At 46.6% G+C, this 23,739-nt stretch carries 25 protein-coding genes; 9 read left to right on the forward strand and 16 right to left on the reverse strand.

From position 1 onward, the window contains the following. Positions 1 to 86: 86 nt before the first annotated feature. Both MHB54_RS04940 and MHB54_RS04945 read right to left on the reverse strand, forming a co-directional pair. Positions 87 to 602 (reverse strand): acyl-CoA thioesterase, encoded by a 516-nt coding sequence (locus MHB54_RS04940; RefSeq protein WP_013309488.1) that lies wholly within the window; start codon positions 600 to 602, stop codon positions 87 to 89. A 100-nt stretch (positions 603 to 702) separates the two neighbouring features. Beyond that, on the reverse strand, positions 703 to 1,251 hold the full coding sequence (locus MHB54_RS04945) for a helix-turn-helix domain-containing protein (RefSeq protein WP_023987843.1): 549 nt from the start codon (positions 1,249 to 1,251) through the stop codon (positions 703 to 705). 413 nt (positions 1,252 to 1,664) lie between these two features. On the opposite strand from MHB54_RS04945, the gene MHB54_RS04950 reads away from it, so the two are divergent. Then, a complete protein-coding gene (locus tag MHB54_RS04950) occupies positions 1,665 to 2,903 on the forward strand; it encodes an MFS transporter (protein WP_028542931.1) in 1,239 nt (412 codons plus the stop codon). A gap of 85 nt (positions 2,904 to 2,988) precedes the next feature. Here MHB54_RS04950 and MHB54_RS04955 read toward each other — a convergent pair whose 3' ends face one another. Beyond that, positions 2,989 to 3,150 (reverse strand): hypothetical protein, encoded by a 162-nt coding sequence (locus MHB54_RS04955; protein WP_155613661.1) that lies wholly within the window; start codon positions 3,148 to 3,150, stop codon positions 2,989 to 2,991. Positions 3,151 to 3,304: 154 nt separating this feature from the next. On the opposite strand from MHB54_RS04955, the gene MHB54_RS04960 reads away from it, so the two are divergent. Further along, positions 3,305 to 4,030 (forward strand): AzlC family ABC transporter permease, encoded by a 726-nt coding sequence (locus tag MHB54_RS04960; protein WP_028542932.1) that lies wholly within the window; start codon positions 3,305 to 3,307, stop codon positions 4,028 to 4,030. Continuing rightward, positions 4,027 to 4,350: an AzlD domain-containing protein gene (locus tag MHB54_RS04965; RefSeq protein WP_053325053.1), complete on the forward strand. Its 324-nt coding sequence runs from the start codon at positions 4,027 to 4,029 to the stop codon at positions 4,348 to 4,350. The genes MHB54_RS04960 and MHB54_RS04965 overlap by 4 nt, the downstream gene beginning before the upstream one ends. A gap of 44 nt (positions 4,351 to 4,394) precedes the next feature. On the opposite strand, the gene MHB54_RS04970 is transcribed toward MHB54_RS04965, so the two are convergent. The 6 genes from MHB54_RS04970 to MHB54_RS04995 all read right to left on the reverse strand — a co-directional run bounded on the left by MHB54_RS04970 (position 4,395) and on the right by MHB54_RS04995 (position 8,915). Then, the gene (locus MHB54_RS04970; protein ID WP_155613660.1) at positions 4,395 to 4,550 is read right to left on the reverse strand and encodes a hypothetical protein; all 156 of its coding nucleotides are present in this window, start codon (positions 4,548 to 4,550) and stop codon (positions 4,395 to 4,397) included. A gap of 57 nt (positions 4,551 to 4,607) precedes the next feature. Next, positions 4,608 to 5,342, reverse strand: a complete 735-nt coding sequence (locus tag MHB54_RS04975; protein WP_013309463.1) for an ABC transporter permease — start codon at positions 5,340 to 5,342, stop codon at positions 4,608 to 4,610. Between the two features lie 14 nt (positions 5,343 to 5,356). Then, on the reverse strand, positions 5,357 to 6,064 hold the full coding sequence (locus tag MHB54_RS04980) for an ABC transporter permease (RefSeq protein WP_023987832.1): 708 nt from the start codon (positions 6,062 to 6,064) through the stop codon (positions 5,357 to 5,359). Beyond that, positions 6,061 to 6,984 (reverse strand): ABC transporter ATP-binding protein, encoded by a 924-nt coding sequence (locus MHB54_RS04985; protein WP_023987831.1) that lies wholly within the window; start codon positions 6,982 to 6,984, stop codon positions 6,061 to 6,063. Before MHB54_RS04985 ends, MHB54_RS04980 begins: the two co-directional genes overlap by 4 nt. A gap of 144 nt (positions 6,985 to 7,128) precedes the next feature. After that, the gene (locus tag MHB54_RS04990; protein ID WP_264453998.1) at positions 7,129 to 8,199 is read right to left on the reverse strand and encodes a sensor histidine kinase; all 1,071 of its coding nucleotides are present in this window, start codon (positions 8,197 to 8,199) and stop codon (positions 7,129 to 7,131) included. Continuing rightward, positions 8,196 to 8,915 carry a response regulator transcription factor gene (locus tag MHB54_RS04995; protein ID WP_264454000.1) on the reverse strand — a complete coding sequence of 240 codons (720 nt, stop codon included), beginning with the start codon at positions 8,913 to 8,915 and terminating at the stop codon, positions 8,196 to 8,198. The genes MHB54_RS04990 and MHB54_RS04995 overlap by 4 nt, the downstream gene beginning before the upstream one ends. Positions 8,916 to 9,079: 164 nt before the next feature. Here MHB54_RS04995 and yhbH point away from each other — a divergent pair, with 164 nt between their 5' ends. From yhbH to MHB54_RS05010, 3 genes are all read left to right on the forward strand, one after another. Further along, positions 9,080 to 10,246 (forward strand): sporulation protein YhbH, encoded by a 1,167-nt coding sequence (gene yhbH, locus MHB54_RS05000; protein ID WP_023987828.1) that lies wholly within the window; start codon positions 9,080 to 9,082, stop codon positions 10,244 to 10,246. Beyond that, positions 10,243 to 11,685, forward strand: a complete 1,443-nt coding sequence (locus tag MHB54_RS05005) for a SpoVR family protein (protein WP_264454001.1) — start codon at positions 10,243 to 10,245, stop codon at positions 11,683 to 11,685. Before yhbH ends, MHB54_RS05005 begins: the two co-directional genes overlap by 4 nt. 215 nt (positions 11,686 to 11,900) lie before the next feature. Continuing rightward, on the forward strand, positions 11,901 to 12,932 hold the full coding sequence (locus MHB54_RS05010; RefSeq protein WP_264454002.1) for an aromatic ring-hydroxylating oxygenase subunit alpha: 1,032 nt from the start codon (positions 11,901 to 11,903) through the stop codon (positions 12,930 to 12,932). Here MHB54_RS05010 and MHB54_RS05015 read toward each other — a convergent pair. From MHB54_RS05015 to MHB54_RS05045, 7 genes are all read right to left on the reverse strand, one after another. Then, positions 12,919 to 14,100 carry a PD40 domain-containing protein gene (locus MHB54_RS05015; RefSeq protein ID WP_053325050.1) on the reverse strand — a complete coding sequence of 394 codons (1,182 nt, stop codon included), beginning with the start codon at positions 14,098 to 14,100 and terminating at the stop codon, positions 12,919 to 12,921. The genes MHB54_RS05010 and MHB54_RS05015 overlap by 14 nt on opposite strands. 122 nt (positions 14,101 to 14,222) lie before the next feature. Beyond that, positions 14,223 to 15,806, reverse strand: coding sequence for a sensor histidine kinase (locus tag MHB54_RS05020; protein WP_264454003.1), 1,584 nt, complete (start codon positions 15,804 to 15,806; stop codon positions 14,223 to 14,225). Then, positions 15,803 to 16,489, reverse strand: coding sequence for a response regulator transcription factor (locus MHB54_RS05025; RefSeq protein WP_025723943.1), 687 nt, complete (start codon positions 16,487 to 16,489; stop codon positions 15,803 to 15,805). Before MHB54_RS05025 ends, MHB54_RS05020 begins: the two co-directional genes overlap by 4 nt. Positions 16,490 to 16,523: 34 nt before the next feature. Beyond that, positions 16,524 to 18,059, reverse strand: coding sequence for a PucR family transcriptional regulator (locus MHB54_RS05030; protein ID WP_028542942.1), 1,536 nt, complete (start codon positions 18,057 to 18,059; stop codon positions 16,524 to 16,526). Between the two features lie 258 nt (positions 18,060 to 18,317). Continuing rightward, the gene (locus MHB54_RS05035) at positions 18,318 to 18,944 is read right to left on the reverse strand and encodes an aspartate/glutamate racemase family protein (RefSeq protein ID WP_028542943.1); all 627 of its coding nucleotides are present in this window, start codon (positions 18,942 to 18,944) and stop codon (positions 18,318 to 18,320) included. A 15-nt stretch (positions 18,945 to 18,959) separates the two neighbouring features. Continuing rightward, the gene (locus tag MHB54_RS05040; protein WP_340981454.1) at positions 18,960 to 19,910 is read right to left on the reverse strand and encodes an aminopeptidase; all 951 of its coding nucleotides are present in this window, start codon (positions 19,908 to 19,910) and stop codon (positions 18,960 to 18,962) included. A gap of 26 nt (positions 19,911 to 19,936) precedes the next feature. Next, positions 19,937 to 20,632 carry an AroM family protein gene (locus MHB54_RS05045; protein ID WP_034095005.1) on the reverse strand — a complete coding sequence of 232 codons (696 nt, stop codon included), beginning with the start codon at positions 20,630 to 20,632 and terminating at the stop codon, positions 19,937 to 19,939. 326 nt (positions 20,633 to 20,958) lie between these two features. On the opposite strand from MHB54_RS05045, the gene MHB54_RS05050 reads away from it, so the two are divergent. From MHB54_RS05050 to MHB54_RS05060, 3 genes are read left to right on the forward strand one after another with little or no spacing between them, the layout of a single operon-like run. Beyond that, positions 20,959 to 21,660, forward strand: coding sequence for a response regulator transcription factor (locus tag MHB54_RS05050; RefSeq protein ID WP_023987818.1), 702 nt, complete (start codon positions 20,959 to 20,961; stop codon positions 21,658 to 21,660). Then, the gene (locus tag MHB54_RS05055; RefSeq protein ID WP_264454005.1) at positions 21,657 to 23,018 is read left to right on the forward strand and encodes a sensor histidine kinase; all 1,362 of its coding nucleotides are present in this window, start codon (positions 21,657 to 21,659) and stop codon (positions 23,016 to 23,018) included. The genes MHB54_RS05050 and MHB54_RS05055 overlap by 4 nt, the downstream gene beginning before the upstream one ends. 22 nt (positions 23,019 to 23,040) lie before the next feature. Next, a complete protein-coding gene (locus tag MHB54_RS05060) occupies positions 23,041 to 23,634 on the forward strand; it encodes a PepSY domain-containing protein (RefSeq protein ID WP_023987816.1) in 594 nt (197 codons plus the stop codon). The last annotated feature ends 105 nt before the right edge of the window (positions 23,635 to 23,739 follow it).

The raw sequence follows: 23,739 nt of genomic DNA on the forward strand, positions 1-23,739 counted from the left end.
CGTATTCCGAGCAGATCATGGTGACTGCTAACGGAAAAGACGGCTCCTTTTTACGTAAAACGATGAAATTGATAATCTCTAGTACGTTACAGTTCCCACGGATAATCTGTTGTCAAAAAACTAGCCAGCTGCTTACTTTCTTCTCTCCGCTGACGCCGTATGGCTGCGCGTGATGGAGCCGTCTGGTGCAATTGTAACTGCTCTTCTGTTTCTGGAATCACCTGCGGGACGGTCACTTTACGGTTGTTCTCGTCCAATGCCACAAAGGTCAGGAAGGCGGTGGCTGCGATTTTCCGGTCGCCAGTCATCAGTCCTTCACGAATTACCTTTACGAACACCTCCATCGAGCTACGGCCTGTCCAGGTTACGAACGCTTCTAGCGTGACAGAATCACTCGGATGGATAGGTAGCAAAAAATCCACCGAATCCGTAGAGGCTGTAACTGTGTTCGTACGACACAGCTTAGCAGCTGCAATAGATGCGATATCGTCGATATACGACATTAATCGGCCGCCGAAGAGCGTGTTATGATTGTTGATATCGTTGGGAAATACTCGGGACGTCTTGAAGCAGTAGGTTTCTCGGATGTACTTGCTTTCCATGGATTCTTTCCTCTCTTTTCCTCGTTGCTCTCTTTTTATATCTCAGGATTTTGCAAAATCATGATGTGGAAGCCTGTTTTAGACTATGCTAATCATCCCACTAATCCGCATAATAAATCAATACATAAAAATCGGCATCCTCATCCGAATCATTTCGGTAGGTATGTATGTCAGATACTTGAAATTGCACGGCATCCCCTGCACTCAGCTTGAGCTGTTGCCCCTGCATTTCAAAGTACATTTCCCCACGGATCATGAGAATCGTTTCCTCCCCCAAATGCTTCTCTGCCTGGTGTGTAAAACCTGGCTTCAGACTTACCGTGAACACCTCAAACTTCTTTTCAGCGTGATACGGGAATACAGGGTAAACAAAATAGTTACCGTCCTCATCAATAACCGGATGCAGGTCTTCCCTCCGAATCTTCGTGATTTGCGGCGGATCTTCTTTGAGAAAGGTGGAGAAGGATACATGCAAACCGTTCGCAATTTTCCAAAGGGTTGTTACCGTAGGATTGGATTTCCCCTTCTCAATCTGAGCCAGCATCCCTTTGCTGACCCCTGTCAGTTCAGCCACCTTATCCAAACTTAATCCTCTAGTCTTCCTGATTTGAGCCAAATTAGAGCCAATAATATGCTGCATTGAATCCACGGACGATGCCTCCTTGTATCCAAAAGTCTATATAAGAAGAATACACAAAAGACTGTGTGTTCGCTATATATAGACTGTATCGTAAAATATCATTTATCTTTTGCAATTTTGGATGCATGACTTATTATCCACAGTAAATTAAGTGTAGCCGATCAAGGTAATACAAAGCTTAAACGGGAAGTAGACATGCTACAATTTACTGTAATTGTAATATGGTCAGGTTCCTCGCTTACTTCAACATGCAATAAAAACATTTGACATTGAATATAAATGTCCTTAAACTTTTCACTTATTAAAACTTTTTTCAAAACTATTGTAATATCCTGAAGGAGGGCTGCTATCCTATGACTTTTCCGTCCCTGAACACCCAACAGGTGAGAAAATCAAGTTTGGCTATCTAGGAGGGACTAAATTTGAATCTGCAAACCCGCAAGTCCCGCCACATGTATACGATGCAGCTGGCGACAATTTTTATTGGCTTTATTGTATTTGGCATCTCGGAAAATATTAAAGGCCCTGCCATTCCACGCATCCAATTCGACTTCAATCTGGATGAACAGCAGCTCGGAACATTGTTGTCTCTAAACGCACTTGGTTATTTGATTGCCTGCTCGTTCACCGCTGTCCTTGTCCGTAAGTGGGGAATCAAGGCGGTCAGCATCATTTCCTTTGCTTCCATGATCATCTCGGGAGTGTTCATCTATCTGTCGCACACGTATCCGTTCTTCGCCTCGTCCTACTTCTTGATGTATATCGGGAACGGCATGCTGGAGATTGCGCTCGCAATTTTGGGGGCGAGGATTTTTGTGAAAAATACCGGCACGATGATGAATTTGTCCCACTTTTTCTATGGGCTCAGCTCAACAGTCGCCCCTTTGCTGGCGACGGGAGTCATGTCACTGACGGTATTTGGACATATGCTGGACTGGCGGGGGATGTATCTGGCTATGTTGTCGCTCTGCTTGCTGCCGATTGTGGCCGCACTGCTCAGCACCTTCCCGGGAGACGATTTGCAGCATGAGGATCGAACCTCACTCAAGACGCTAACCCGCGATCCAGCACTCTGGATGATGGTAATGATCCTGTCGTTTGGAGTAGTCTCTGAGCTCGCAGTTGGGGGCTGGCTGGTCAACTTTTTAGAGAAAGCGTATTCATGGAGCACGGTGGAGGCGTCCAGCATGCTCTCAGCGTTCTTTCTTACCTTCTCGTTGGGGCGCCTATTGCTTGGTCCACTCACAGACCGGATGGGGTTCGTGCTTTCGACGATTCTATTCTCCGCCTTCTCAGCGATATGTACGTTCGCAGCAATCGCGGGTGGAGAGAGACTGGCGTTTCTCTTTGCCGTATCAGGTGCAGGTATTGCAATGATCTATCCGACCGTGATGGCGTTCATAGCAAGGAGATATCCGAAGGACAGTGATACAGCTATTACGTTCGTCGTCACGCTGATGGGCATAGGTAGTGTCATTGGCAACTATGTGATCGGCTGGGTAATCGAAGGGGTCAAGATAGTCTACGGCGCAACCACTGAGCTTGGCATACTGCGCGGACTTCAGGCGGGATATGGAGTTATCGGTCTATGCGCAGCCATCTGCGCGATCTCGGGAATTATTCTCTACGGATATCTGAAAAAGCGGCAGGAGCTTATATAAATCACCACCTTAGGGTTGCCCCATAAGTCATGAACTGACTGGGACGCCCTTTTTTTACGAGTTCCCCATTCAGTCAAAACAGCCCTTATATGAACACATCCGAGCTGCTTTGATTCATCATCAGTTCTTGCCCGTTTGCCATTTCGAAGAGCTCATCGGGAGTACATTTGAACACCGCTTTTGGATGACTGGCTGCTGCCAAATCGTCTGGAACCGGAACACGACCGAACCTTTTTGGTAAATACATAGCCTTCATTGGGTTGTCAACAGTAAAACAGCTTTTTAAGAGCAATTCTCCTGTAGGAACTATTCAACATAACATACAAACGTATAATATATTGATACTTTACAACTTACGTTATATACTATTATAAAATTTATACACTGGGGGTAAGGTTAAAATGTCCATAGCTTCGGAGTTGAGCGGAACGAAGCACGATTCACTCAGCTTTTTACAAGGGGTTAAAGATTGTATTCCTACATTGCTCGGTTATGTATGTATTGGGTTCGCGGCAGGCATTGTGGGCGCTTCATCAGGGGTTAGCACCATGGAAATTGCCTTCATGTCGGCGCTTGTATACGCAGGAGCCTCCCAGTTTATCATGTGCTCGATGCTGGCTGCAGCCAGTCCTCCATCCGTCATTATTTTAACGACTTTCATTGTGAATGCTCGTCATCTGCTGTTAAGTGCGTCGCTGGCTCCTTACTTTTCTAAATATTCATTGTGGAAAAACATAGGCATCGGTGTTCTTTTGACGGACGAATCCTTTGGAGTAGCGTCGGATAAATTGGCTAAAGGCGGGCAGGTCAGTGACCGCTGGATGAACGGGCTTAATATTACAGCTTATCTCGCCTGGATTGCATCCTGTGTAGCGGGAGGGGTTCTCGGGAACTGGATTTCCCGGCCGGAGGCTTTTGGTCTGGACTTTGCCTTGCCAGCGATGTTTCTTGCCCTGCTCATTTCCCAACTCCAAAGTGTCCAGACCTCCAAACTCAAGCATCGTCTGCTGCTTGTGCTGTGTATGGCTGTTCTGATGTACCTATTGTCCTGGTGGGTACCATCACATATCGCCGTCATTGTAGCGACCATGATCACCGCAACGATTGGAGTGTTAACTGACAAATGAACATTAATCCCAATGTCCTGTATATCATAATCGGTGCCATGCTTGTCACGGCGATTCCAAGGATCATTCCCTTTGTCGTGCTGCAAAGGCTGGCGCTACCCAAGCCAGTGCTACAATGGCTTTCCTATATTCCCATCTGCATATTCACGGCCCTCGTGATGGAAAATCTGCTCGTTCGAACCGAAACCTCAGTCACTCTTAATGGACAAGTGCTTATGGCTGTCTTTCCTACGCTAGTGACCGCCTTGTGGAGCAAAAACCTGCTGGCTACCGTCGTTGTCGGTATTGTGAGTATGGCTGTAATTCGACTTTTGTGGTGAAGAAAAAAATTACCCTCCTACAATAGGAGGGCATCTGTCCTTTCTTAGGCTCCACCTGTCGTCCTTACTAACGAGGGCGACAGATCTCCTTCCTCAAAACCACGTTCTCGTTGTGAAAGATACGAGGAGGCTTGCAGCCTAAACATTTCTGCATACACTCCGTCTATATCCATTAAGTGTTCATGACTACCTGCTTCCACAATTTTGCCCTCCTCCATTAAAATAATGGTTGGGATTACATCCTCATGCTATCCTAACTACAACCAGTCCCTATTCACAAACATCTTTCTTCCACCATACAGATAGGCTAAAAACGTAAAAATGACAATCAGTCCGAGACTATAAGGCTCAACTCTGGGTGCATAAGTCGCTGTTTGCGGCATCATAATATAATAAGGAATCGTAAAAGGAAACCACGCACCTATGGAAGAGTGAAAGCCTGTTATAACAATATTAGGAACCACACAACAAATGGACATTCCCAGAGAAGCTCCAAAATTCCGAATTTTTATCGAGAGCATAAGCTGTAGTGCTGCCAGGGGAAAAATCCCGAGCCACCCTCCCAAACCGGTAGAAAGAACGACAGACCAAGGGATCTCTCCTGGAGCACCTGCTATATTTCCACTTACAAAATAGCCTACTATAAATATAAGCTGATCCAGACCCAGTATGAGAATGAGCAATATATATTTTGCATAATAAATTTGCTGACGAGGATACGGGCTGCTCAATAAAATCTTCCATCCTCCATCCCGGTGCTCGTACGCACACAAAAGAGAAGCAATAATTCCACAATAGAGCGGATAAAAAAACATAGAGTGAAATTGCGCTGAATAAGTATATAAAGTTAACCAACTGGGTGAAAAAAACTGCTTCAAATCATTCAGTTCCAGGACTCCCATTAAAGAATTTATGATCGCATCCAATATAATGAGAATCCAAACCATGATCCATTGAAGCTTTATTGTCTCCACGCGTAAAATAGAGCCCATGTATCTTTTCCTCTCTATTTGAATTCATGCTTGGTAAACTGTAGTGTACCAAGTCCCGTAAAGATGACTCCTGCACTTAAAGCAACGATCACCCAAATCATGTGTTCCTTCATCAGAGGACTTGATAATGCAGGGTACGACCAAGGCAATATTTTAATCCACAGAATACTTGTGCGTGCCAAAAACAAGCTTGCAATTGAACCGAATATACCAAACGCTAATGGGAATGCCTGATTAGTGAAAAGCGTAGACAGCCAAAGTTGAATTGCAAGTACTGGTAGGGTAGCCAAGCTTGCATTAATCGGCTGTAACAACATGATCCGCCAAGGAATGGGTTCGTTTGTATATAACACCCAGATGAGGCTCATACCTGCTACAGTGATCAAGGCGGTACCCAACTGCAGAATCACAATCCATACGATTTTGGATAAATAGATATAACTTCTGGGAACAGGCATGGCCATAAGCTGCTTCCATGTTTGAGTATCATGCTCTGTACCGGCCATAATACTCGCCAAAAGTGTACCGCCAAGCAGCATCACAAACGAAAGGAACATAAACATAACGGCAAAACCAGCGTAGACACCTCCCGGTCCTTGCCGAAAGTAAAGATACCATTCCACAGCAGTCATGCCTGTAAGTACACACCCCTGTATAAGAGGAATCCACCAGCATATTTTCTTCAGCTTAAGCCCCTCTGCCTTTATAACCCGGAGTATCATAAGCTTCGCTCCTTACCTGTCAGTTCCAGGAATATCTCCTCCAATGTTTTTTTCTTCTCTGTGACCCGATAAATGGGATGATTGTGTTCCACAAGCACCTTGATCATCTCCGAAGATTGTTGCCGATCTACAATAGGAGTCACGACCTCATTTTGTTCAATCGATTCAGCCCCGGCCGTCCACCCATGCTGAATCAGTGCACCGGCAGCCAGAACAGGATCTGGGGTTTCAATGAATAATTGAGGCTTGCTTTTGGCGGTGAGTTCCTTCATCGTTCCCTGGAAGATCATTTCACCCTGATTAATAATTCCTACATAGGTTGCAATCTGCTCAATTTCGCTTAATAAATGGCTCGAAACTAGTACCGTCATTCCGTAAGCGCCAGGGAGGCTCATAATTAACTCCCGAATTTCCTGAATACCAGACGGGTCCAAACCATTCGTCGGTTCATCAAGTATCAATAATTTGGGGTTGGCAATAAGCGCCATAGCAATCCCCAGTCTTTGTCGCATCCCCAAGGAATATCCCTTTACCGGACGATACGCATCCTTGGTTAATCTCACTAAATCCAGCACTTCATGAATTCTTCGGGTCGGCAGTCCACGCATGGTTGTAACGATTTCTAAATTTCGATATGCGGATAAATGGGCATAATAGGCAGGTGATTCAACCAAGGAACCAATATCCTTCAATATTTCCATACGCTGATCCTTCAGCTTTTTCCCGAAAATCTCAATTTCCCCGGATGTGGATTTAATCAGCCCAAGTAGCATACGAATCGTGGTTGTTTTACCCGCTCCATTAGGTCCTAAAAATCCATAAATCTGCTGTCCGGGTACCTGGAGATTTATTCGTTTTACAAATTCCCGTTTTCCAAAACGCCTAGTTAGCTGCTGTGTATGTATTACATATTCAGACATTTCCTGATCTCCTCTCGACTTCTAATGCTGAAGCTTAAGTTACATACAGTTTACTGAAGTAAAGTAAACATCAGGTAAACAGTCCCTAAACAACAGGCAAAAAAACCGAGCAAACTGCAAAATGTGAGATTAGATGTTAAAAAGTTAGATGTTTAGCGGCAGTGAAATCTCCATCCTAGTACCCGCTTTACTGCCTGAAAGGATATGAAGCGTTCCGTTATGCGCCTCAATAAAGCTTTTGGCAATAGGTATTCCATGCCCTTGGGAATGAGATACCTGCATGTACTCATTGGAATTCATTCCTATTCCGTCGTCTTCGATAGAAATATGAAGCTTATCGTTCGCTTTGCTTACTTCCATGGAAACGTGTGTACCTGGAGGATTATGAATGATAGCATTAATCAAAAAATTCTGGAGCGCTCTGCCTAATAATTTACTATCGAAGGGCATAATACATGCCGCGTCCATTGACGTAAAAGAAAATTCGTATTGCTCGGCTGAAGGATGGTTAGCGATATCTATGACTGTACTACGGAGAAACTCCACAATGTCCTTCTTCTCCAATTGGATTGGCAATGGACCTTCCTTAAGCTGCATAGAAGCATTCAAATCCTGAATCAACTGCTTCATTTCCGTCACTTTCTCACTGATACCCATACTAAAGCTTCTTCTTTCTTCATCAGACCAGTCATACTCTTGAGCAGTCAGCATGACCGCATATCCTTCAATATAAGATAATGGTGTTTTCAGATCATGGCTTACACCTGCTACCCACTGCTGTTTTCGTTTCTCTATTGCCACTCTCTCTTCCTCATTGCTGCGCAATTGGGCCGATAAGATGTTCATTTGTTCAAAAACTTCTTTATACAATTGATACGGAGGTTTATAACTATTTTTCTGATTTTTTTTGCCCTCTGGCAGTTCCAGTTCACTTAGCGGCGCTTGGAATTCCCCTGTCGCAATATTTCCAATCCATTTAATTACATACACCAAAGGTTTGCCTATATACCATCCGTAGGCAGCTATGAACACAACACTCTGCACGATACCAAGTCCTGTCCAGAATAGATCAATATTTATATTTTGAGATGCTCCAAATATACTTTTTATAAAAATATATAAGATCGTGCAAATAACAAAACATAGGACATAGGCCAGTACAAAGCATAACGTTACTTTCATAAAGCGAAAGGACATCTTAACCAGAGAGTTCATTCTTGCTCCCCCATCTTGACTGACATCATTTTATAACCAAGTCCTCTTACATTGATTAAAAATTGCGGGTGCTTGGGATCAGGTTCTATTTTTTTCCGCAAACGGGAGATATGAATCACTACGGTCTTCTCATCACCCAAGAAGGCCTCGCTCCATATCGCCTCATAAAGCTGCCGTACACTGAAAATACGGTTAGGATGCTTGCACAGAAATACCAGCAGTAGCCATTCACGTGCCGGACAATCGACCTGCTTGTCCTCCACATACAATACACCGGATTCCAGTTCCAGACGAAAATATCCAAAATCTAAAGTGCGTAAGGTCGGTTTCATGGCCACTGTCGAAACTTTCCGATATTTCATTCGAGCTTTCATACGCGCAACGACTTCCAGCGGGTTAAACGGTTTGGTAATATAATCGTCCCCTCCGATACCAAACCCCATTAATTTGTCTAGGTCTGTATCTCTTGCCGTCAAAAAAAGAATAGGGGCATCCGTATATAGACGCATTTGACGACATACCTCAAACCCATCGTTATCAGGCAGCATAACATCAAGTACAATCACATCCACATGAGATTCCATCACGACTTGCAGCGCTTCCCGACCCGTTGCAGCATGCTTGACTTGAAGGAATCCTTCTTTTTTTAACACCGTTGTCAGCATATCCCGCAACCCCTGCTCATCGTCTACTATAAGTACTGCAATTTCTTCCATAACCCAAGGTTCTCCATTCTTTTTTTACATTTTTTACTTTCATTATAAAAGCAAACGGGCAGAATTTAAATCGAGTTCCATCACATATCGTTCATCCCCGTGAATATACTTAATAACCAACAAGGCCAAACTGTGCCGTGTATCCACTTGGGGGGTGCCTAATAATGCCGGAACCACGCCAGCCATATTCATTCGTCGTATCCCGCGAAGATTGGTCGCTGCATCGCAAAGGGTACCAGGACCAGCAACGTCATCAGCAGAAGGTCAAAGATGTCATTAAGCAAAATCTACCCGATCTGATAACGGAAGAAAATATTATTATGTCGGACGGTCAACAGATTATTAAAGTGCCGATTCGCAGTCTGGATGAATATCGCTTCATTTATAACTATCAAAAGCAAAAGCATGTAGGCCAAGGAGATGGCGACAGTCAGGTGGGGGATGTCATTGGACGTGATCCTGCTTCCCAGAAGCCAGGTAAAGGTGAGAAAGCCGGCGACCAGCCGGGACACGATATTATGGAAACGGAAGTCAGCATAGAAGAACTGGAAGATATGCTGTTTGAGGAAATGGAATTGCCGAATTTACAGCAAAAAGACAAGGATCAAATTGAGGTTGAATCTATCGTATTTAATGATATACGTAAAAAAGGCATGCAAGCGAACATTGACAAGAAACGAACCATTCTCGAAAATCTGCGCCGCAACGCCCGTGAGGGGAAACCGGGCATTCACCATATTAGTCCGGACGATCTTCGCTACAAAACATGGGAAGAGAAGACCATTCCCCAATCCAACGCGGTGATTATAGCTATGATGGACACCTCAGGTTCGATGGGCTCTTTTGAAAAATATTGCGCTCGCAGCTTCTTTTTCTGGATGACCCGCTTTTTGCGCCGTCAGTACGAAAAGGTGGAAATTGTCTTTCTCGCGCATCATACCGAGGCTAAAGAGGTTACGGAAGAAGAATTTTTTACCCGCGGAGAAAGTGGCGGCACAATCTGCTCTTCCGCTTATTTGAAAGCACTGGAGATTATCGACAAACGATATCCTCCTTCCAGCTACAATATTTATCCCTTCCATTTCTCGGATGGCGATAACCTGACCTCGGACAATGAGCGGTGTGTGAAGCTAATCGAGGAACTTATAAAGCGGAGCAATATGTTCGGCTATGGAGAAGTGAATCAATATAATCGCAGCAGCACGCTGATGTCAGCCTACAAGAATATTAAAAAGGATCAGTTTATGTACTATGTCATCAAGGAAAAAGGTGAGGTATACCAAGCCTTACGTACCTTTTTTCGCAAACGGGAAGGGGGATCGGTGGGATGAGTACCGACCAGAAGGAGCTAGAATATGCGATATCAGAAATTATGGAGATTGCCGATGGATTCGGGCTCGATTACTACCCGATGCGGTATGAGATTTGTCCGGCGGATATTGTATACACGTTCGGAGCCTATGGTATGCCCACGCGCTTCAGCCACTGGAGTTTTGGAAAAACATTTCACAAGATGAAAATGCAGTACGATTTTGGATTGAGCAAAATCTATGAGCTGGTCATTAACTCCAATCCCTGCTATGCCTTCCTGCTGGAAGGAAATTCTTTGGTGCAAAATAAACTGATTGTCGCCCATGTACTGGCACACTGTGATTTTTTCAAACACAACGCTCGCTTCTCAGCTTCTAATCGCAATATGGTAGAGAGTATGTCGGCCACAGCAGATCGAATCAACAGCTATGAAGTGGAATACGGGTCAGAGGCTGTGGAATCCTTCATTGACTCTGTACTGGCGATACAAGAGCATGTAGACCCACAGATTATCAAACCAAGGCATCTGGATAAACAACGCTATATGGAGCTCAAAATCCGGGAGCAGAAAGAACCTGGAAAACGCCAGCGCCCTCCTGGGCCTTACGATGATCTATGGTCACTGGAAACAGCGAAGCAGCATGATCCGACCGAGACCGAGGGCATCAAGGTACGCAAGTTCCCACCGGAACCTGAAAAAGATATCGTCTGGTTTATTCAGGAATTCTCGGAGGTACTGGAGGACTGGCAGCGGGATATTATGACGATGCTACGGGACGAAATGCTGTATTTCTGGCCCCAAATGGAGACCAAAATCATGAATGAAGGCTGGGCCTCCTATTGGCACCAGCGGATTGTAAGGGAACTGGATTTAACCGGGGAGGAAACCGTTGAATTTGCGATGCTGAACGCTTCTGTCGTACAGCCTTCCAAGCAAAGCCTGAACCCGTACTATTTGGGACTGAAAATATTTGAGGATATTGAAAAACGATGGGATAACCCAACCCGTGAGGAGCAAGAGCGACAAGGACGCAAACCGGGCGAAGGACGCGCTAAAATGTTCGAGGTACGAGAGTTCGACTCAGACACCTCTTTTATACGCAATTACATGACCAAGAAACTGACAGAGGATTTGGATCTGTACGTGTTTGAGAAACGGGGACCCGATTGGAAAATTACCGATAAATCCTGGGAAAACATACGGGATCAGCTCGTGTTTTCACGTGTGAATGGAGGCTCCCCTTATATCGTCGTCGAGGATGGAGATTACCTGCATACGGGCGAGTTGAAGCTCAAGCACCAGTACGAAGGCATTGAGCTGGATTTAAAATATATGGAGCGCACACTTCCGTATGTATATCAGCTGTGGGGGCGCACCGTTCATTTGGAAACATTGATTGAGGGTAAGCTCGCCTTATTCTCATATGACGGTAAGAAACATCATCGTAAGTTTGTATAGTCATACAAAATCAAATAGCCAGCCTAATTTAAAAAAGGGGCATTCCTAAAAAGGATATGCGCCTTTTTTTTACTATTTCATACAACCTTAAGCGACCTTCGTTTCTTGCCAATTTCAGGACACCTGTTTCGTTTTGGATCAGGGGTGTATTATACTAATATGATAAATGACCCACGGGTCATAGTTGAGAAGCAGAACGAGGAGCGTTGATATAGATGAACACCCATCCCAGCTTTCGTGAAGTTCGTGAAAGTGATCAGCAGGTATTCCCGATCGCCTGGTATGCCGTTGGCTGGTCCAAGGAACTAAAGAATAAACCGCTTAAAAAGCGACTGCTTGGCAAAGATATTGTCCTGTACCGTGATGATCATCGTCAGGTACATGCCATCCATGCTTATTGCCCGCACCGAGGAGCTGATTTGTCGCACGGCTATTGTCAAAACGGGCACATCACATGTCCATATCATGCATGGTCTTTCGATGAGAGTGGGCAGTGTGTGGATATTCCGGCACATCCGGGACGGGCTATTCCTGAATTTGCTCATACCTATGCCTATCCCGCGATTGAAAAAGCCGGTCTGCTGTGGGTATATCCTCAGGCCGTTGGCTCAAAGTCTGAGATAAACTCAGGGTTGGGAACATCCACATCCCCCCCTCCTCTGGAGATTTTTCCCGAGCTGGAGGACCCCTCTCTCATTTTGTCTCCCTACGATTCCGTGTGGAAGGCACATCTGACGAGAGTTGTGGAGAGCGTGCTGGATGTCGCTCATTTGCCAATTGTCCATAACAAAACGATCGGTAAAAAATCCTCCACCGACATTCATATCGAGTTTGAAGCGGATGACAATCATATTCGAGTGAAAAACGGGAAAGGTCTATTACAATATACCTTTCCACAGCAATGGATTTTGACTCCCGCCAAGGAAGGACGCAGCAAGTTTATTAATTTCGTCACCTTCACTCCGATTGAGCAAGAGTTAACTGCCATCTACGGACTGGCTGGACGTAATTTTGCCAGATTTGTACCGGGCATGGGCCACATTTTTTCCAGATACAGTGGCAAGGTGCTGGAAGAGGATCGGGCCGTAGTGGAAAGCCAGCATCCGCGTCCAATCCCAGAAGCGCTGCGAATGGAGGCACACGTCCCCGCTGATGGACCTCAGGTTCGGTTTCGCAACCGCTGGTATGATTTCCTTGTCAACGATGAGCCTCGTGTACGACTGGGTCCAGAAACTACTTCCTCTTAAATTCGACGATGTAGCTTTGATTGAGCTGTTTTCCACCTTCCGAGATGTTCTGGTACATGGATAAAAACCGGGCGGATGGGCTCCATACCGTTGGGCTGTCATAGGATTGGATATCGGTCGTAACCGGAGTGGTTTTACCCGTAGACTGGTCAAACACATACAGCCCTCTCATGCCTTGCTGATCCTCATCATAAATGGAATAAGCAAGCTTGGACCCGTCGCTGGACCAGCTTCCACGACTCATTAAAGTGCCTTGACCGACGATTCCTTTCTCTTTGCCCTGTTCATCCAAAATGATCATACGGGCTGGTTCGGATGTATTCCATTTCCGCTTTTCAATGGCAATTGACTTACCATCAGGCGACACGGCAAAGGACATGGCACCCTCTGCAATGGTCACAGCCTGAGGATGATTGAGGGTGAACCGATTCAGCACCGGATACCCTTGTTTATCACTGCCTGTATAAAATATGGCGTTACCCACTTTTTCGACATGAGACATCAATTCAGAGCGATTCGGATCTTGAAAACTCAATTCTTTAGCTTTTCCGTCCAGACCAATCAGCTGGATTTTACCATCCGGTGTGCCTGTAATGAGATCATTCTCATCGCTCCAGCTCACTTCGTTAGTCATATCCAGCTTGCCGATCGATGTAACCTTACCACTGCCTAGTTCCAAAATGTAGCCTTGAATATCATATTTGCTGCTGGTGCTACCTTCAGTAAAAAAGACATGGCGCTGATCCGGTGATACCACAGCAAGTAACTGTGGAGCCTTACGACCTGGTGTTAAAATCCGCTCCTTGTCTGTCTCTACATTATGAATCCACAGCTGGGTTTTACGCTCCACAATCAGCTCTTCGTCGCTCAGCCAAGACCTCGCGTAGACATCCCCCAGCCTGTCGATAGACGATACCACCAGCTCGTCCGTTACTTGCTGCTGGGCTGCATCCGTGTCAATCACAGTAAGCTGTTGGCCCGGTTTCATACCGGATGCTGGATTTGTCTCTCCTGCGCTCTTCATGCCGCAACCGCTGAACAATGCCCCGGCGATTAAGCCGGTCATGAGCACCCCCGTGGCTTTCTGTCTGAAAACTCTTGTACGGGAATCTTCGCGATGAGAGGAGCCGTTCTTTTGCCCATAGCTGCCTATGTTTTTCTTTATCATGTATAACGGCCTCCTTGTTAACGATACCCCCAGTTTAATGCCCGAACATCTCATGAATACATCGGATTGTTTCCAAGTTGTAAACAAGACACCATTTTAGCCCTGTGCTAACAGTTGGCCATTTACAGGGAGCCATCGTGAACCAAGAGAGGGAGTCTAAGCGAAAATTCATTCCCACTTACATTTGTATGCCCGTTGTCATTTTCCAACCCACTATGATCTGAAGCTGTAAGCTGCAACTCTCCCCCCATGCGCTCCGCCAGTCTGCGCGCCAGAGGAAGACCGAGTCCCGTACCGCTGTCCTGACGAGATCGATCACGACTTAAGGTAGCAAACGGCTCAAAAATCATGTCCCATTGCTCCCTAGGAATCCATGGGCCGGAATTGCGTATACACACAATCACGGTGTCCTGTTCTACTCGATTCGATAACGTAATCCATCCACCGTCCCGATTGTACTTCACTGCATTATCCAGCAAATTCAGTACAATATGCATCAGATGCTTAGGGTCTCCCCACACCTGGGCAGGAACGGTATCTATCGAAAAATTCAGCCTACGCGCTGCCGCTTTTCCTCGAATACGGCTCCCTGCATCTTCCAGCAACGAATGCAGTTTCACAGCCTCCGTATGCAATTCAAAATCATATTTATCCAGCACAGATAGCCGCAGCGAGTCCTCGACAAGCTCGTATAACCGTTTTGTTTCCTTACTGATACTTTCTCTCGCTTCACGCACCAGTTCAGGATCATCCCCATACATGTCCAGTAAATCAGCATAGGCCTGAATAGAGGTTAATGGAGTCTTCAGTTCATGGCTGATATTTCCAATAAAAGATTTTTGCTGCTGCTCCAGCTCTCTCAAACGCTGAACCGCTTCTTCCAGCCGAAGCTTTTCGTTTTCCAGCGCGGTAATGCTCTCCCGGATCACATGACTCATCAGGAGCATTCCTTCATCCAGTCTTCCCAGCTCATCCTGCCGCCGCAGCAGTCTGGTTTCCGGATAATGCCCTGCCGATATCTGTTCGGAAGCGCGAGTCAGTCGTCCGATATCTGTCGTCTGGCGGCTGACATAGCCTAAGCCCAAAATAAAGCTCAATACCAGCACCGCACCTCCCGTCCATAGAAACAAGTGGGCAATGGCCTGGTAGAACTGCTGCTGCGCTTCTGTTGAGCTATGAAGCTGTACCACTCCCAGCAAGCCGTCCGGACCTTGAAGCGGAGCCAAATAGGTGACTGCGCTACCTTCCGTAATATACGCAATTTTGCCTTGGAGCGCATAGGAAAGGGCCTGGCTGACATTTGTTCTAAAAGCCAGCGGTAGAGAATTGCCAACCTCATGCCCCTGACCATCATATAAAATAACGCGCATATTGCTGGATACGCCCAGTTCCACTGCGAGTTGGGGCGCCTGCTTCTTCATGAAGCCTTCCGGTGATTGGCGCACTCCCAACAGGTAAGACTGTTTTACACGCATTTCTACAATTTCGGCCTGGCGCTTTAAGCTGCGTTCCATTTGGTCTGTCTGGTTAGCGCGAATGCCAGTAAGCACGAGCCAGCTCAGCACACCGACAGTAAACAGCAGCAAAGCCGCCAGTACCAGGGGAAATTTCCAACGCAGGCTTAAGCCTGTAGGTTTGCGTTTGCGTTTCTGTTGGTCGGTGGACCGCAAGCTTCCTTGCTGATGGAGTGAATGATGTTCGTTCACGTCATTTTCTCTGCCTTATAGCCGATACCATACACGGTCTGCAATATCGCCTGATGCGGCTCAAGCTTCTTGCGCAAGCGCTGGATATGAATATCCACCGTCCGCGTTCCGCCCACATAATCGAAGCTCCATACCTGCTCTAGCAGCTCGTCCCGTGTATACACCCTCCCGGCATGAGACACCAACAGCGCCAGCACATCAAACTCCTTGGGGGTCAGATCCAGCGCTATGGCTCCAAGTTCAGCCGTTCGGCTGGACGGACGTACCCGTAATGGGCCGAGTACCATTTCTGTTCCTTCCGGGGCAGGCGCTCCTTCTCGCTCCAGTCTCCGTACCAATGCTTTAATACGAGCGAGCAGCTCCCTTAGGTCAAACGGTTTGCTCATAAAATCGTCCGCACCCAGCTCCAGCCCGAGTACCTTATCAACAATATCGTTTTTGGCCGTCAGCAGTAAAATACCGATGCCCTTCCGACTTTCCAAACGGCGGCACACCTCATATCCACCCAGTTTGGGCATCATCACATCCAGTATGAGAACATCCGGGTGGAACAAACGCACTTTTTCCAAGGCGTCCTCCCCATCAACAGCAGTTTCCACCAAAAAACCCTCTCGCTTTAACGCATAAGCCAGCGCATTCCGAATGCTCGCCTCATCGTCCGCTATCAGTATTTTTTTATCCATGTCCTGCCCTCCCTGCATTAAAAAAACGCTCCAGCTACCTATGTTCCCGCAAATAATAATGAATCAGACATGTATGACATATAAACTGCTCACGTGGATCGTTAAGATCAAAATCCGTCATGTCGCGTATCCGTTCCAATCTGTATTTTACTGAGTTACGATGTATAAAAAGATAATTGGCTGTATCTACCAGACTGCCCCTGTTTTCCAAATAATAAAATAACGTTTTGAGTAAGTCACTGCCATGTGAGCGATCATATTGCTGAAGTCTCCCCAGCTTGCGTTCAAACAAATTTGAAAATTCCTCTTTGTCCATCGCTTCTCCAAGCATATAGTGCATCTCTATATCGCTGTATTTGCATACACGTTTATCAGGATACAGCCGCTGGGCTACAGTAATGGCACGACGTGCTTCATTGTAGCTTTGCAGCAGCTCCCATAACTTTTTGGCACTTCCGATGCCTAAATAATAATCGGCGGTACCCCAGGCTTTTTCAGTTGACCAGTTTTTCAGCGTATCACTCCAGGACGTTTCCTGATCAGAGCCAGGTGCGTTCTGATGATCATTCGGCTGAAGAGTCGGCAGAAATAATATCGCACGATTTGAACGGAACTCAATATGAGACACCACACGCCGTCGGGTCGATTCCATACTCAATAACCCAGAAAGAATCTCTTCTGGCGGAGCCGTAGCACTTTCCAGTACAGCCACCTCCCAGTTATATTCCGGGTTGAATCCCAATTGACGACCTCTCCGCTCAACCTCATGCCGCACCGGCAACGGAGGTGTCATGAGCTCATCTATAAAATTCCCCCGTAGTCGGCTTTCCGTATCTTCTACTGCCTTTTCACGCATTAATTCTAACGCCATCACCAGCCGTGCCTGCTCAATACCAACCTGCTCCATATCATCCAGTTCATTGCGGGCAATGACCAACTTGGCGACTGTACGTTTATCCACACTAATTGGAAAATGACGAGCATCTTGTACCTTCGCCCAATCCCAATCTTGTGGTGAAGTGACAATGGCTTGACCACCATTATCAACCAAAGCAACCGGAGCTTTAAAAAGCTCTGCTATATTATCGCTTACAGCCTGTATGCCACTGTTCTCCAGCACCATCGTCGTTAACGTTCGATAGATTTCTTCCGAACGTCGCAGCAGCTCTGCCTGTCGGTTCAACACCATATCCATGACACGCTGCGTAATATCCGTATAGGGAATATCGGCTGGAATCTCAATCACAGGAAGGCCACAGGCATTGCTTTCTTCAAGCGCACTATGGGGAATTTCCGTGAGAAAGCGGGTAGGCTTGATCACAAGCGCCGCCGCCCCGCCCTGATGCAGTAATTGAATAATTTGACACAATACCTCAGGCTCATGACGGATCGAATAAGCCGTTGTCATTAACAATACACCTTCCCGGACCCAGCCTTTCAGGTCAGGGACTTCCATAATGTCAATAAACCGGACAACCCGGCTTAGCCCTTGTTCTCCGCTTAATACCTTCGCCTCCTTCAACACGGGTATTGCCATGAGCTCTTGAACTGTTACACCCGGTATTTTCATAAAGACAGACCACCCTGCTATTTATTTTGCAAAATCCTTAGTTCATCTAATTTTCAGGATAGTGTACCAAAAAAGTGTACAAAACAAAACCTTTTACCGCTTGGTCAAATCTATCCACACCAGCCCATTCCTATCTTTAGGAGCTCAATGGAACATAAATAAACCGCCCTTTTCTGGAAAAGGCGGTTTATTTTAATATTCAACTATTTATAATGAAGTTTAAGAACTATCCTGCTTGTACCCCACACGAAGTGTCTGCTAGCGTACCGAAACAGCTGCACCCAACGCCACAATCGGGTCAATAGCCCGAATCCCTAGTGTACGCTCCAGCTCTGGCGCAAAGTTCATTGTTACAAAACCTGTACAGGCAAGTACAATTACCTCAGCCCCCTTCTCCTGAAGCCGTAACGCTGCTGCCATAGCTGCCTCTTTACCTTGTGGAGTGTTCAAGTCCAGTGTCGTCTGCACACCTATGGGACGCTCTGTACCGATATAGGAATCGCCCAAAATGCGGCGAATCAGCGGCGGAGCCTCCTCCAAAATGGTCAACACGCCTACACGGCTGGCCGATGTCAGAGCCAAGAGTGCCGCACAGGACCCCGCCCCGTATACAGGTACAGATACAGCCTGACGAGTTTCCTCTAGCGCTGGATCAGCCGCGCAGCTAATACCGATAGACGTACAGCCTTGTTCAACGAGTTGTTGCGCCGCGAGCACAATTTTAGGCACCGCTTCCCGGTCTGTGATATCATCGTAGATCCCTTTCGGCTGATCGGGAATACATACACTGGTGACAGGTAGCCCGTAGCGCTGCTCAATGACCCGGCCGTGAAGGTCGATAGCTGCTTTGTCCTGCATGGTAAGCACTCTGATCATTCCAAGCATGATAACTTCCTCCCTTTATCGCTCTAGCAACTGACCAGCCTTCATAATCAGACGATCATCCAGATATACATCCGGTTTTTGTACGACTCCGTCAATATGTACACCCGCAGCGACAGTTCCCCCAAAGGTATTATTGCTGCCAAAAGCGACATGAATCGTGCCATATACTTTCTCGTCCTCTAACACAACACCTGTAATGCGGGCTTTATCATTCGTTCCAATACCAAATTCGGCCAGCATTCTACCATCGCCTTCGCCGAGCATATCCAACAGGGACTGTCCGGCTTCCCCTTCTGCGGCGATTAATCTACCATTTCGCACCGTCAGCAGCAGTGGCTCTTTTAAGGCACCGATTCCTGCTACAGAACCGTCCACCACAATCTGACCCTGTGCCATTCCTTCCAGCGGAGCAATATACGCTTCACCTGAAGGCAGGTTCCCCGATTCGCCAGGATTCAAATACATACCTGTGCTGGGAACGCCGTTGCGCCCTTCTATGGTAAAGTTCAGACTATATCCTTCCTTTTCAATCCGTACCTGCTTGGCAGCAGTCAGCAATGCGGTCACCTCTTCGGTCAGCGCCTTGACCTTCGGATAATCAGCAGCAATTGCTCCATTCATGAACATATCGTCTGTCATGCCGGGCATGGTCGCCAGGCGTGCTCCAGCAGCTGCGGCTTGCTTACGGGCACTTGTATGTGTCAGCGAATACCGGGTGACACATACAACAACGTTGGAGCGAAGCATGGCTTCGGCAACAGGGGCCGGAGGCTCCTCGCCCGATTTGGAGCGAACCTTCATCGTCAAAATAGCTGCTTCTGCCCCCAGTGCCTTGCCAGCTTCATATATGGACTCGCCCAATTCTTTTTTATCATCGTCGGTTACGACCAGAAGCGTCTCCCCAGCGGTAAGTCCCAAACATTTTTGCAATACATTTTTACTGATTTCAATACGTTGTTGACTCATAGTTCTTACCTCCAATTTTTAGCTCCTTACACCATTTCCGATACCAGTTTGCCAATCAAGGCATTGGACAATACAACGGGAACCCCTGAGTAATGCGCCGCTAGTTCTCTATGCGTTTCCGTATAGCCCATGCAATCCAGTACGATCAGATCGGCTTGATTCTTGAACTGTCCTGCTGCTCGGCGAAATTCTTCCTCACTGCCACTGTAAGGCGAGGCCGCCGCAAACTCTGGATTCAATCCATAAGGGCTGAATTTAAGCTTGAGGTTGTTCTTCTGTTCTTCGAGCGGTCCAATGAGACCCAACCTTCTTCCGCTGGACATGGCCTTTAGTACAGGAGGAAGCACATGATCTGGCTCAATTAGAAAAGCGCTTCGGGTATGCAACCCAGGAAACACACCGGTACAGAGTAACAAAATAGTACGTATGCCCTGCTCCTCCAAACGTGTGATTTTGTCCTGGAGCAGTGGCTGGATTTTTTCGCGTGAAATGACCACCGACTCCCCGGTCGTCAAGCGCGAGGTTAATACATATTCTCCCGGTGACGGTGATAGATGCTGTTGTATATAGTCCAATGAGAGCCCATCTAGCGCACCAGCCTGTACCAGCTCTGCCCGTCCTTCCAATGCCCTTTCTACGATAGGGGCCACATCTGACCGGGGGGCTTGCCCAATCGTAATCATCCCAAGCTTATGCATTTTGAATCCCTGCTTTCGCTTCATTTTATTTTACGCTCCTGGCGACAAAGGGCAAGCTCGCGGTCTGCCCTTATTTCGGTTCTGATGAATAGTTTTAATTTATGTTACTGCAACTTTCCTAACATAAACAATGTTCATACTGACCAAAACAAAGGCTTGTTTGTTGTGCATAAAGGATAAAAAAACAAAATCATAGCGCTATCATTACATTTTCATCCCTTTTAATGTAAAGAAATATAACGTGCTATAAACATCTCTTCCCTCACTGCCCTGCGCTTTGAAGTGCCTTACCTGTCCGTATATGCTAAAATACTTCCGTATCGGCTATTCGCCTACAGGAGGGCATGATCATGAAACAATCTATTTTGATCGTAGAAGACGAAGAAAAGATTGCCCGGCTTCTAGAGATCGAACTTCAATTTGAAGGCTATCAAGTATGTAAAGAAAAAAACGGAATTGATGGGCTGGAGACGTATTGCAAAGGCAATTGGGATCTAGTGTTGCTGGATATTATGATTCCCGGTCTCAATGGCATCGAGCTACTTCGTAGGATTCGTAAGCATGATGCGAACGTTCCTGTCATTTTGCTGACGGCTAAAAGTTCCATTGCAGATAAGGTCGAGGGACTCGATTTGGGAGCCAATGATTATGTTACCAAACCGTTTGTGATCGAAGAGCTGCTTGCACGTGTACGGGCCGCACTCAGAGTGGGTGCAACGAAAGACATGGCTCCACAAGGGGTAGATAAATGGCTTAGTGCCGGGGATTTACGTCTCCATGAAGGTACTCGTGAAGTTCTTCGAGGAGAGCACAACATTGAGCTTACACCGCGAGAGTTTGACTTGCTCGTTCATTTACTCAGACACCAGCGGCAGGTACTTAGCCGTGAACAATTACTGGAGAATGTATGGGGCATAGATTATATGGGCGATACCAATGTGGTCGATGTGTATATTCGCTACGTGCGCAATAAAATCGACCCTACGCGCCAGCTCCCTGAGCTGATCCATACTGTACGCGGAATTGGTTATGTACTGAAGGAATCTTTATGAAGCTACAAAACAAAATCCATACGTACACCTCGTTATTATTCGCGGTCTTACTTGTAGCCATTAATTTTTCGATCTATTTCCTATTCAGCCAATTTTCGATAGACAATCGAAAAGACCAGGTAGAGGCCGCAGCAGAGAACATAGTTCGTGGGATTCAACGTGCTCCGGTATCCGTAGCCGCTGAGGATCTTCTCCGAGCCTATGTACCGCTGGATGGCATGCTTCGGCTGATGAAACCAGAAGGCGACTTTCTTCCCCCTATCACCTCTTCTTCCGAGCAATCTCTTAGCTTGATGAAGGGCGTTTTTGATGAAACACGGCAGGTTCGCATGATTACCTATGAAAGCAATCGTTACATTCTTGTATCGCTCCCCATGATTTGGACCAATGGCGAGGTTGTCAATCTCCAGGTGACCGAAAGTCTGCAACCGACGATGCAGACGCTACAGGTACTCAGAATCGTACTTGTGGCTGTCACTGGAATTGCGCTCATTCCTGTCGTGGTGTCGGGAAGGCTGCTCGGCAGACTGATCACACGTCCAATTACATCTATGATTAGCACGATGAAAGAAATTCAGCGCAGCGGGAAATTTAAACGTCTTCCGCTCAATTCATCATCACGCGACGAACTGGTCGAAATGGGAGAAACATTTAATGACATGATTGAACTGCTGGAGCGGAATTTCGTCAGGCAAGAACAATTTGTATCTAATGCGTCCCATGAATTGAAGACACCGCTCACCATTATTGAAAGTTATGCCAGTCTGCTCAAACGGCGGGGGTTGCAGCATCCCAACATTTTCGCCGAATCCGTTGAAGCGATCCATTCCGAGGCGATTCGAATGAAGGACATGGCAGAGCAGCTTCTTCTGTTGGCCAGAAACGAAGAACAATGGAATGTCGCGCTGGAGCCTGTACGCCTGACCAGAATAGCGACAGAATTAAAAGCTACATTTGAAAATGCGTTCGCCCGACAAATTCAACTGGATGTACAGGCAGACTGCATTGGCTATACCGATGAAAATAAGCTGAAGCAGCTGCTATTTATCTTTTTGGATAATGCACGCAAATACAGTGACGAGCCGATACACCTGATGATTGATACGGTGGGCGGTACAGCTCAACCCTGCATAAGAATCACAGATCAAGGAATTGGAATCCCGGAAGAAAAGTTATCTAAAGTATTCGACCGCTTCTATCGTGTGGATGAAGCCAGAAGCCGCGAGGAAGGTGGGGCTGGGCTAGGCTTATCATTGGCTACAGGAATTGCACAAGCTATACATGCTCAAATTGGGCTAGAAAGTGTAGAGGGGAGCGGAACAACTGCAACGATCATCCTCCCTACCGTTCCAAAATAATAAGCCAAAGGAGGGAATAACGATGAAAGCCATCTATGTGTGGATGATTGGGGGTACGCTGGCGGCTGTATTGATTACAATTTGTCTTTTACAGTGGCCTTGGGCACGGTCGTTAGCAGCTTCTCCATTGGAAGAAAAAGCCGTCATCCAATCCGTTTTGCATCAGTATCCCGGCGAGGTGCTCGAATCCCAACGCTTGGGTGATTTTTATCTGATCAGGCTGGAACGCGCCAAAGGGAAGTACGATATAAAAGCCAATGCCTATGACGGTGTCATCGACTCCATTAAGCGGACACAGGCTTATACAGATGCGAAGCAGGAGCCCCAAGATCACAAACCCGGTACCTCACCAACCAGAGACACATCGAATCCAGCTAATAAACCTGACCCGGTTTCTCTCGTTATTACAGAGAAAGAAGCAGCCAAGCTTGCTGCCAAAGCAGTTAACGGAACATCCGATGATATTGAGCTTCATCGCAACGACAAAGGCCTCTACTATCTGGTTGAGGTTGAGGTAAAAGATGGGCGTGAAGCAGTAGTACAGGTCAATGCAGTATCGGGCTCTATCGACTCTATAACGTGGGAAAAAGAAAAACAGGAGCACAACGAATCATGACGACTTGATGATCATCTCAGCTCATGTTTTCTCATGGTTTTCTCATGATTCTATTATGTTCCTCTCATGTTCAAGAGATAAGCTGTATTCATGCTTATAGCACAA

Origin of the sequence: Paenibacillus sp. FSL M7-0802 (assembly GCF_038004945.1) — a bacterium.
Classification (GTDB): Bacteria; Bacillota; Bacilli; order Paenibacillales; family Paenibacillaceae; genus Paenibacillus; species Paenibacillus polymyxa_B.